The following is an 8,806-nucleotide window of genomic DNA, read 5'->3' on the forward strand; positions in this document are numbered from 1 at the left end:
CGCCGCCTGCCGGCCCAGCCGGAATTCCAGCCGCCCGCCGGGCAGGACCGCCGTGTTGCAGGCGGTGATGTGACGAAAGAAACCTTCGAGGCTGTGTGACATGATCCATCCCTGTCCTTCGGGCCATGGGTGGCATACCGGCTGTCCCCGGTGCTGACAATCCTGCGCCGGACATGCGGGCGCGGGGGAATATGGGTTGCAAAACGCGGGGCAGATGCCGCATGGCATGCGCATGGCAGTTACCGACAAGGCCCGGCATGACAGGCCGGAGCGTTCCGCCGCCGCGACCCTGCGTGGCCTGTTACCCTATCTCTGGCCCCATAACGATCCACGCGCGCGCCTGCGGGTGGTTGCGGCGTGCGTGCTGCTGGTCCTGGCCAAGATCGCCACGATTGGCGTGCCCTATGCCTACAGCCGGGTGATCGACGCCCTGCAGCCGGCGGCGGGCCGGGCCGTGATGACACCGCTCATGCTGATTGTGGGATACGGGCTGCTGCGCATGGCCGCAGCCGCCCTGGGGGAACTGCGCGACGCCCTGTTCGCCCCGCTGCGCTATCGCATCAGCCGGATCGCGGCCATGCGCAGTTTTACGCACATGCACCAGCTTTCCCTGCGCTTTCACCTCAACCGCCAGTCCGGCAGCGTGACGCAGGCGATCGCGCGCGGCACGGAAGCGATCGAGACCGTGTTGCGTGTGGGCGTGTTCAACGTGGTGCCCACCATGATCGAGGCGCTGATGGTCATCGGGGTGATCTGGCGGCTGTTCGACTGGCGCTACGCCATCGTGATGCTGGTGGCGGTGGTGGCCTATGTGGTGTTCACCATCGGGTTCACGTCGTGGCGGATCGGGCTGCGGCGGCGGATGAACGACATCAACAGCGAGGCGAGCTGGAAGGCGCTGGACAGCCTGCTCAACTACGAGACCGTGAAATACTTCAATAACGAGGACCACGAGCGCCGCCGGTACGAGGACGCCCAGCACCGTTACGAACGCGCCGCCGTCCGCACCCAGATTTCCCTCAACGGCTGAATTTCGGGCAGGCCGCGATCATCGCCGTGGCCTGATCGCCGTCATGCTCATGGCCGGGCGCGATGTCGAGTCCGGGCATATGACGATGGGCCGTTTCGTGCTGGTCAACACTTACCTCATGCAGCTTTACCTGCCGCTGAATTTCCTGGGCAGCGTGTATTCCTCGCTGCGCAATTCGCTGGTGGATCTGGAGCATATGTTCGCCCTGCTGGACGAACAGGCGGATATTACCGACCCCCCGGACGCGATTTCCATTCCCGCGCGGCTGGATGAGGCCCCCGCCGCCGACATCCGCTTCGAGAACGTGCATTTCAGCTATCATCCCGATCGTGAAATCCTGCGCGGGATCAGCTTCCACGCGCCCGCCGGGCACCGGGTGGCCATTGTCGGCCCCACCGGCGCGGGCAAGTCCACCATCAGCCGCCTGCTGTTCCGGTTCTATGACGTGACATCAGGGCGCATCCTGATCGACGGGCACGACATCCGTGACTGCGCGCAGTCGGCGCTGCGCGGGGCTGTGGGCGTGGTGCCGCAGGATACCATCCTGTTCAACGATACGATCGGCTACAACATCGCCTATGGCCGCCTGGGCGCCACGCAGGCCGAGATCGAACAGGCGGCGCGGCTGGCCTGCATCCATGATTTCATCATGTCGCTGCCCGAAGGCTACGCCACCCGCGTGGGCGAACGCGGCCTGAAGCTGTCCGGCGGGGAGAAGCAGCGCGTGGCCATCGCGCGCACCATCCTGAAAAATCCCCGCGTGCTGCTGCTGGATGAGGCGACAAGCGCGCTCGACACCCGCACCGAGCAGGAGATCCAGTCCGCCCTGCACACGGTCGCGGCCAACCGCACCACCCTCATCATCGCCCACCGGCTGTCCACCATCGTGGATGTCGATGAAATCCTCGTGATGGGGCAGGGCCGCATCCTGGAGCGCGGTTCCCACCGTGCGCTGCTGGAACGCGGCGGACATTACGCGCGGATGTGGGCCGCCCAGGCGGAGGAGGATGCCGCCCTGTAGGGTTCACGAGCATATGTTACCGGTTTCATATCCACGCCGTACTGGTAAGGGACGGCAGGCAGGCCCATATCAGCCAGACGACCACAAGGAGCCGTAAGATGACGGAAACGAACAACCAGCCCCCCGAAGCCGAAGGCATCCCGCCCGAACTGAGCCATTGCGGCGCGGTGGTGGACAAGGCCATCGAATACATGATCGGGGAAAACCTGCCCCCCGTGGCCATCGCCTCCGCGCTGCTGGGCGGCTCGCTCGGGCTGCTGTCGCGCACCATGGGCCGCGAGACGATGCAGGCCATGCTGGAAAACGCGCTGCACAGCGTGCAGGCCGGTGAACTGCACCCCGATCAGGACCGCAAGGCGGGCTGACGCGGGGACGGGAAGGGGATGAAATAGGGCAATTCCCACCCTTTCCGGGACAAAAAATGCCGAATCACGCTTATGCACCTTGACTGTTGGCGGCGGTTTGGCGATAAGCCGCGCCTAATCAAGACGATCCTTGCCGGGCATTTATGCCTCGGCCACAGTTATATCCGAGGATGATAGAATGTCTCGCCGCTGCCAGATCACAGGCAAGGGCGTGCTGACCGGAAACAACGTCAGCCACGCCAACAACAAGTCCCGCCGCCGCTTCCTGCCCAACCTGCAGGAAACCTCGCTGCTGTCCGATATCCTTGGTACGGCGGTGCCCCTGCGCATGACCACCAACGGCATCCGCACGGTCGAGCACAATGGCGGGCTGGACGCGTTCCTGCTGTCCACCCCGAACCGCAAGCTGCCGCCGGAAGCCCTGACGGTGAAGCGCCGCATCCTGCGCGTTCAGGAAAAGAAGGCCGCCGTAGCCTGATGCGCCACGGGCCATGCCGCCCCGCCCCATCCGGGCGGGACGCTGGCCCGGCGCTGTAGAAGCCTGACTGATGTCTGGCGCATTGTTCCGCTGTGCCGGTCTGCGTCGTCCGGGTTGAAAAAGACTGAGGGCGCAAGCAGCTTACGGTTCCGGCAGGCGCGAAAGGGGCAGCTCCCCCTTCGCGCCCGTGTTGTCTTGTGGAGGTAATCCCGTGTCCGCCAAGTCTGACCTGTCCCTGATTCGCAATATCGGTATTACCGCGCATATTGATGCCGGCAAGACCACCACGACCGAGCGCATCCTGTATTACACGGGTGTGTCCCACAAAATCGGGGAGGTGCACGAAGGCAACACCACCACCGATTACATGGCGCAGGAGCGTGAGCGCGGCATCACCATCACGTCCGCCGCCGTGACGTGTGAGTGGGAAGGCCACCGCATCAACATCATCGACACCCCGGGCCACATCGACTTCAACATCGAGGTCAACCGCTCGCTGCGCGTGCTTGATGGCGCGGTCTTCATCATCGAAGGCGTAGCCGGCGTGCAGCCGCAGTCCGAGACCAACTGGCGTCTGGCGGACCGCTACAACGTGCCGCGCATCATCTTCATCAACAAGCTGGACCGCACCGGCGCCGACTTCTACCGCGCGTTCGACACGCTGAAGGAGAAGCTGGACATCGTCGCCATCCCGCTGCAGCTTCCCATCGGCGCGGAGGAAAACTTCGTCGGTGTCGTGGACCTGATCGAGATGAAGGCCATCGTCTGGGAAGGCGGCGAGCTGGGCGCGAAGTTCCATGATGAGGAAATTCCCGCCGACCTGCTGGAAAAGGCCAAGGAAGCCCGCCAGAACCTGCTCGACACCGCGCTGTCGGTCGATGACGCGGCGATGGAAGAATACTTCGACAAGGGCGATGTCGATGTCGCGACCCTGAAGCGCTGCATCAAGAAGGGCACCATCTCCGGTGAGTTCCGCCCCGTCCTGTGCGGCACGGCCTTCAAGAACAAGGGCGTGCAGCCGCTGCTCGACGCCGTCATTGATTTCCTGCCCGCGCCGAACGACGTGGAAGGCATCCGCATCGCGCCGCCGGAAGACGAGGAAGTCGACGAGAAGAAGCTGCCGATCATCCCGGTTGACCCGGATGGCAAGTTCGCCGGTCTTGCCTTCAAGATCATCAACGACAAATACGGCACGCTGACCTTCGTGCGCGTCTATCGTGGCGTGCTGAAGACCGGTGACACCGTGCTGAACACGACCAAGGGCCACAAGGAGCGCATTGGCCGCATCTACCAGATGCATGCCGACAAGCGCGAGGAACTGTCCGAAGTCCATGCTGGTGACATCGCGGCCTTCGTCGGCCTGAAGGACAGCCAGACGGGTGACACGCTGGCCGATCCGGCCGATCCGGTGGTTCTGGAACGCATGACCTTCCCGATCCCGGTCATCGACATCTCCGTCGAGCCGAAGACCAAGGACGGCGTGGAGAAGATGACGCTGGCGCTGCAGAAGCTGTCGGGTGAAGATCCCTCCCTGCGCCTGAAGACCGATCAGGAAACCGGCCAGACCATCCTGTCCGGCATGGGCGAGCTGCATCTCGACATCATCATCGACCGCCTGCGCCGTGAATATGGTGTGGATGCGAACATCGGCGCCCCGCAGGTCGCGTATCGTGAAACGATCACCCAGACGCATGTGGAAACCTACACCCACAAGAAGCAGTCCGGTGGGTCGGGCCAGTTCGCGGAAGTGAAGATCGAGTTCACGCCGGTCGAGCGTAACGAAGGCATCTCCTTCGAGAACAAGGTCGTCGGCGGCACGGTGCCGAAGGAATACATCCCGGCGGTGGAAAAGGGCATCATCGCGCAGGCCACGACCGGCGTGCTGGCGGGCTTCCCCACGGTGGACTTCAAGTTCACGCTGCTCGACGGTAAGTACCATGATGTCGACTCCTCGGCGCTGGCGTTCGAAATCGCGGCGAAGGCCTGCTTCCGTGAAGGCATGAAGAAGGCCGGTCCGGTCATTCTCGAGCCGATCATGGATGTGGAAGTCACCACCCCGAACGATCATGTCGGTGACGTGGTGGGTGACCTGAACCGCCGCCGTGGCATGATCCAGAGCCAGGAAAGCTCGGGTTCGACCGTCATGGTGCGGGCACAGGTGCCGCTGAAGGAAATGTTCGGCTACATCTCGCACCTGCGTTCGATGACGAAGGGCCGTGCTTCCTTCACGATGCAGTTCCATCACTACGATCCGGTGCCCCGCAACGTTGCGGAAGAGATCATGGCGAAATCCGCCTGATCTTTCTCGGAAGAGAGCGCCTGAAGGAAACCGGCCCCACAAGGGCCGGTTTTTTTATGGCGCGGGAACTGGCGGAGGGGCGAGGAAACCCATGCCTGTAACGGCGGGAATGTCGTTGGCGCGGCAGCGTCATCCGGGCATCCGACAATCCCGATGATCCGGTATCCGTATTGATCTGAAAGTTCCTGCTGAAGCTTTTTAAAAAGCTTCAGGCAGCACTAAAACGTCTGTTTTTTAGCGGTCGGTTATTTCAGGCGGATTCAGGAATTCCCTGTCGGGATGACCGGGTAGCCATTGAACACCCGCGGGTTGTCACCCACCCCGATTCCATTGGGAGCCTGAACAGAAGTCAGGGCGTGATTTTCATCCACCTGTCATCGCACAGGCTGACCTGGCCATCCTCGTGCAGTTTTTCCAGGTGGGCATGCAGGTTCAGCCGCGCTGCGCGCCGCAGGCCGGGGCGGAGTTTGTGGTACATGCTGTCCAGAATCTCATCAAGCGTGCAGGGGCGGGCGGGGAAAAGGGCCAGAATGCTCTTTTCACGCGCATGGCGGTGGGCCACCAGCCCGTCAATGCACGCTGTCACCTGCGTTATGGCCGGACCATGGGCGGAGAGCAGCAGGTGGCTGTCGCGCCCCCGCAGGTAGTCCATGCTGTCCAGAAAATGCCGGACCGACCCATGGGGGGCGGGGGGCACCATGGTCGTGGACCAGCCCATGACATGGTCGCCGGTGAAAATGATCCCTTCCGGCGTTTCAAGGCAGATATGGTCACTGGCATGGCCGGGCGTGTACAGCACGCGCAGTCCTGCGATCATATCACCATCGCGCAGGCCGGTATCGGGTGTGAATGCGGGTTCCGCGCTCTGGTAAAACCCGCATACGGGCACGCCCAGCCGTTCCCCAAGGGGGCGTGCCCCCTCAAGATGGTCACGGTGGGTATGCGTGAGGATGATATGCGTGACGCGACGGCCGCCCGTTGCGTGAACCAGTGCGTCAAGATGTTCGGGGGCCGCGCTGCCGGGGTCGATGATCACGCAGCCATCCGCATGTTCGACCACCCAGCTATTGGTGCCATTGCCCGTCATCGGGCCGGGGTTGTTCGCCACGACCCGCCTTATGGTGGGGGTTTCCGGCAGCGGCACGTCATAGGGCGGTGGCGGCTCGGTGACCCGCCACCCGTTGCGTGTGGGTTGCGCGGCCTCAGCCAAAGGCGCCGACATGGTGCATCACACCCGTGCTGATTTCACGCACGGTCTGGAACAGGCGCTGCATCGGCTCGAAAATATCGGTGTATTCACGGCTGTAGGTCCCTTCCTGCCGGGGGCCGTGCGGTTCGTGGAAATCAAGGTCGAAACCACCATCCGAGCGGTAGGGGAAGATCTGCTCCAGTTCGGTCAGCACCGCCGGAATATCCAGGCACAGCACCTTCAGCGTCAGCACATCGCGCGAGAAGGCATGGCGGGGCGAGAAATACGGAATACGGGTGGAAAGCAGCCAGATATGCTCGATGATCGCGATGCGGATGGCGTGCAGCAGCAGTTCGTCGGGCTGCATGCGCGGCGCTTCGGGCCAGGCGCGGCGCAGGGCCAGATGGTCCGACTGGATGCGCCGGAACATGGCCTGCGTGCTGGCCCAGAAATCCAGGTTTTCCAACCCGTGCATGAGCGCCAGGCACGATTCCTGCCTGGCCGGGTCTTTCTGCGCGGTGGCGCGTTCAAGCCACAGGTCCGGGTCCAGCAGGCGGATCACGCCGCGCAGCACCCCATGGTCGGAATGGGACAGCCCGTGCGCGGCGAAATCCATGGCGCGGCGGAAGCGCGGGCTTTCGGCCAGGTACCTCTCGAATGTTTCGGGGTGACGGGCGGCCGCCGTGCCCAGCCCCTGTAGGGTATTCGCGCACCACGCCAGTTGCTGCAGGATGGCGTTGTTGGGGATGGCCCGCAACTGGCTGGGATGCTTGATGCGGGTGACGGTGGAGGCGGCGTCGCTCTGCCGCGCCGATGGGCGTGAGCCGGTCTTGTCGATCAGCGACGGCCCGAATGCGCCCAGCAGCGCCGCGTAGCCGGGGTCTTCCACCAGCCCGGTCATGCCGTTGGCGATGGTGGAGAAGAAATCGGCCGAGAAATCCGGTTCGTCATAAACCGGGTCGCGGTCGAGCGATGTCGCGGCGAAGGCGTGTTCGGCAATGATGCTGACCGTGGCGTCCGCCAGTGTCTGCGTGCCGAACAGGAGGTAGCCATCCCCGCCCTGAAAGGCGGTTTCCTCACGCATCTGGATCCCGGCGCGGGCGAAGCGGGCGCGGGCATGCGGCGGGGAGAGATAGTCGAAGCGGTCGGCCAGCCGGTAGGGGTGGGCGCCGCGGCCAATGCTCTCGCCATGCGTGTCGAACAGGATGACCTCGACGAAGGCGAGATCCCACTTGCGCAGCAGGTCGCAGACCTTGATGCGCAGCCGTTCGATCAGATAGGTCGCGGCAAGCTGCCCGACATAACGCCCGGAATCGGAAAAGCCGAACTGCAGGCTGAGCTTGCGCGTGCGGTGCAGATAGGCGCGCCAGTGGGGGGAGCGCAGGGCTTCCTCGATGATCTGTTCGCCATTTTCCAGCGCGTCCTGCGTCTCGAACAGCGGCGAGATCTCGATCATGTCGTCAATGCCGTACAGGCGCGCCAGCCACAGCGCGGTCAGCAGCGTGTAGCCGGTCTCGGTCTCGGCGATCAGGAAGCGGATGGGGCTGGTGCGGTCGATATGGCGCAGGATCTGGCGCACGGTCATCATGAGCCGCCCGGCGCTGGCCTGTTCCATGAGCAGGGAGCCAAAGTCGATCTCGATCGGTTCGACCGTGTCCAGCGCTTCGTTCATGCGGCTGATCAGGGCGCGGCGCTGTGCCGGCACGTCCGGGCTGTCGGTAATGTTCAGCCGCTGGCGCGCGATGTTGTGAAGCTGCGTCGCGTTGAGCCGGGTGTGCGTGTGCGCGGCGGACAGGCCATGCGCCATGAAGCCCGCGCGCGCGACCGTCAGGGTCATCTTGTCATCCGCCGATGCGGCGTCGATGGCCTCGCCAAAGGTGGCGTTCAGGTCGTTGGTGCTGGTCAGCGCGTCAGCGCTGCGGTTGATCAGCACATCGGCAAAGCGCGACACCGCCTCGGGGTCGGGACCGGTGGGGCAGGCGGCGATCTGTTCGGCCACGGCGTCCAGCGCGGTCCGGACGCGGCCGTGCAGGTCGTTGGGGCAGGTCGTGACCGGCTCGATCTGGTCATGCAGGCGCGAAAGCTGGAGCTGCTTCATGCGCAGGCGCAGGCGCAGCGTGTCCCACCAGCCGATGTCGGTGCGGCCATCGGTGTCGTAACCGACCCAGCTTGTCATGATGATGGGGCGCGGGGCCAGCGTGAACCAGAGCTGGGGCCAGTGCGTGCGCGCTTCCGACAGCAGGATGGTGTTCAGCCTGTCCAGCGCCGTGCGCCCGCGCAGGATGGCCTGGGTGGCCAGGCTGAATTCCTCATCCAGCGTCGGCGGTCCCGCGCGGCGATGCGTCAGGAAGCTGGGAACATGGGCGGGCGGCTCGGCGGGATTGGCGGAGGCCAGTTCGGCCAGCGCGTCATAGACCGGGTTGG

Annotated in this window: 5 protein-coding genes and 1 pseudogene; 4 read left to right on the forward strand and 2 right to left on the reverse strand. The window is 64.1% G+C overall.

What is annotated here, in order from left to right; all coding sequences use genetic code 11:
* The first annotated feature begins 214 nt into the window (after positions 1 to 214).
* The 4 genes and pseudogenes from JCM25156_RS22085 (at position 215) to fusA (ending at position 5,193) form a co-directional block, all read left to right on the forward strand.
* Positions 215 to 2,051, forward strand: a pseudogene (locus JCM25156_RS22085) (ABCB family ABC transporter ATP-binding protein/permease).
* Positions 2,052 to 2,149: 98 nt separating this feature from the next.
* Positions 2,150 to 2,416 carry a hypothetical protein gene (locus tag JCM25156_RS06370; RefSeq protein WP_025812516.1) on the forward strand — a complete coding sequence of 89 codons (267 nt, stop codon included), beginning with the start codon at positions 2,150 to 2,152 and terminating at the stop codon, positions 2,414 to 2,416.
* Positions 2,417 to 2,594: 178 nt separating this feature from the next.
* Positions 2,595 to 2,894: a 50S ribosomal protein L28 gene (gene rpmB / locus JCM25156_RS06375; protein ID WP_025812517.1), complete on the forward strand. Its 300-nt coding sequence runs from the start codon at positions 2,595 to 2,597 to the stop codon at positions 2,892 to 2,894.
* Between the two features lie 211 nt (positions 2,895 to 3,105).
* A complete protein-coding gene (fusA, locus tag JCM25156_RS06380) occupies positions 3,106 to 5,193 on the forward strand; it encodes an elongation factor G (protein WP_025812518.1) in 2,088 nt (695 codons plus the stop codon).
* 349 nt (positions 5,194 to 5,542) lie between these two features.
* Here the strand turns inward: fusA and JCM25156_RS06385 are convergent, their stop codons facing one another.
* Positions 5,543 to 6,415, reverse strand: coding sequence for an MBL fold metallo-hydrolase (locus tag JCM25156_RS06385; RefSeq protein ID WP_025812519.1), 873 nt, complete (start codon positions 6,413 to 6,415; stop codon positions 5,543 to 5,545).
* On the reverse strand, positions 6,396 to 8,806 hold a 2,411-nt coding region (locus JCM25156_RS06390; RefSeq protein WP_025812520.1), incomplete at its 5' end, for a phosphoenolpyruvate carboxylase. The genes JCM25156_RS06385 and JCM25156_RS06390, both read right to left, overlap by 20 nt.

Source organism: Komagataeibacter kakiaceti JCM 25156 (assembly GCF_000613305.1).

What these genes read in the sequence shown, in the direction of transcription:
- JCM25156_RS06385 (WP_025812519.1), bottom strand. Translation starts at nt 6,415, where the DNA reads ATGTCGGCGCCTTTGGCTGAGGCCGCGCAACCCACACGCAACGGGTGG.
- JCM25156_RS06370 (WP_025812516.1), top strand. Translation starts at nt 2,150, where the DNA reads ATGACGGAAACGAACAACCAGCCCCCCGAAGCCGAAGGCATCCCGCCC.
- rpmB (WP_025812517.1), top strand. Translation starts at nt 2,595, where the DNA reads ATGTCTCGCCGCTGCCAGATCACAGGCAAGGGCGTGCTGACCGGAAAC.